The following is a 1,680-nucleotide window of genomic DNA, read 5'->3' as shown; positions in this document are numbered from 1 at the left end:
GGGGAGAACTCCTCCCTACGCATAAATGACGAGGGTTTCCGTTCTCCCCCTTACCAACCCTAATTTCTGATGAAAAAGGGCATTTATACCAGGAGATAGGTGACATCAGTGAGAGGTTTTATCAAAATTGAGGTAGCAGAAATTTAGGAGGTCATGGGAATGGCAAAGGCTACCTCAAACCTGCAAACCGCACCGGGTCATCAAGTGTTAGCGGCGGCGGGCAAAACCCTACTCAGACCCGGCGGAATTGCCGCAACGGAGCAGTTGTGGAACTGGGCGGGGTTTGAAGCGGGAGAAACGGTCCTGGAATTAGCCTCGAGTTTTGGCGAAAGCGCGATCGCGATGGCAAAACGGTTCGGCGTGCGAGTGGTGGGGGTGGAAAAAAACCCCGACAGCGTGGCGCGATCGCGAGAAAATATTAAATCCGCTGGGTTAGACCATCAAATCGAAATCATTGAAGGGGATATTTTTAACCTCGGGGCCATCGACAGACAATTCGATTATGTTTTAGCCGAAGCGATTTTAACCATGCAATCTGTGCCGGGAAAAAAGAAGTTATTGTCAGACATTCGGCATCGGCTAAAACCGGGCGGGAAATTTCTCTCCCAGGAAATGCTGGCACGGGACAATGAAGCAGAACTGCATCAATTGCTCTCGCAAGTGATTCGGGTGAATGCTACCCCGCAATCGCCTGCTGCGTGGCAACAAATGTATGAAAATGCCTCGTTTGAAGTGCAGCATTTTCAAATGAAAAAGATGGGGTTGCTCAATGTGGGGCAACTCGTCAGAGATGAAGGGTTGGCAAATACGATTCGCATAGCGCGCAATTTGTTAGCCAATCCGGAACTGCGATCGCGCGTGCTAGAAATGCGGCGGACGTTTTTGCAGCATCAAGAGGAACTTGGAACCCTGATTGTCTGCGCGATCGCCGTTTAGTTTCCGCAAACAATCCGCGCGGTTTTTTGCAACTAGAATAACCAAAAAGGAGGTTTCATTACAATGACAACGATTGCTTCATCCAACGCATCGTTTAAAACACCTTGGAAAGCGTTGATAGAATATCCCTCGGCGGGGGTACTCAGTAAAGTCATCCTGCAAGATAAATGCTGTCAGTACACTTTATTTTGTTTAGCCAAAAGTACGGAGATTTCCGAGCATACTTCTACCCGCAATGCCACGGTTAACGTTATCGAAGGGCGGGGAATCCTCACCCTAGAGGGAGAAGATATCGTTTTGGAACCGGGGGTATTTGTGTTTATGCCAGCGAACGCACCTCATGCGTTAAAAGCGGAAGAAAACCTGGCCTTTCTGCTCACCCTGTCGGAAAATCCGCAAGTGTCGTAAGTCGGCATCCGCGAGGGGTTGGCGAGTCGGTTTGGGGGTGAGCTAGGCGATCGCTGCAATTTATCGTCTAGCCTTTCTCAAATTAATGCGATCCGTAGCCGAATAGTCATTACCGCGCTTGCACCTCCGAGGTGAAAAATTCTCTACCTTACTCATATGAAAATATGATAACTTTGGCGCGATCGCGATAAATTTTTTCACCGATGGGGCGCTACAGGATAAATAACCATTGCGCTAATCCCTATGTTTTTTTTCCATGCCTGGGAGTTGGACTAGGGATAAATAACCATTGCGCTAATCCCTATGTTTTTTCCCATCCCTGGGAGTTGGACTAGG

General features: G+C 48.6%; 2 protein-coding genes. Both read left to right on the top strand.

The genetic code is table 11. From position 1 onward, the window contains the following. The first annotated feature begins 159 nt into the window (after positions 1–159). Positions 160–936: an SAM-dependent methyltransferase gene (locus AC0QH1_RS30105; protein WP_324635134.1), complete on the top strand. Its 777-nt coding sequence runs from the start codon at positions 160–162 to the stop codon at positions 934–936. 63 nt (positions 937–999) lie between these two features. Continuing rightward, positions 1,000–1,344, top strand: coding sequence for a cupin domain-containing protein (locus AC0QH1_RS30100; RefSeq protein WP_324635133.1), 345 nt, complete (start codon positions 1,000–1,002; stop codon positions 1,342–1,344). Positions 1,345–1,680: the final 336 nt, after the last annotated feature.

This window comes from Phormidium sp. CCY1219 (genome assembly GCF_055795085.1).
This window is presented reverse-complemented; position numbering and strand designations above follow the sequence as displayed.

What these genes read in the sequence shown, in the direction of transcription:
- AC0QH1_RS30105 (WP_324635134.1), top strand. Translation starts at nt 160, where the DNA reads ATGGCAAAGGCTACCTCAAACCTGCAAACCGCACCGGGTCATCAAGTG.
- AC0QH1_RS30100 (WP_324635133.1), top strand. Translation starts at nt 1,000, where the DNA reads ATGACAACGATTGCTTCATCCAACGCATCGTTTAAAACACCTTGGAAA.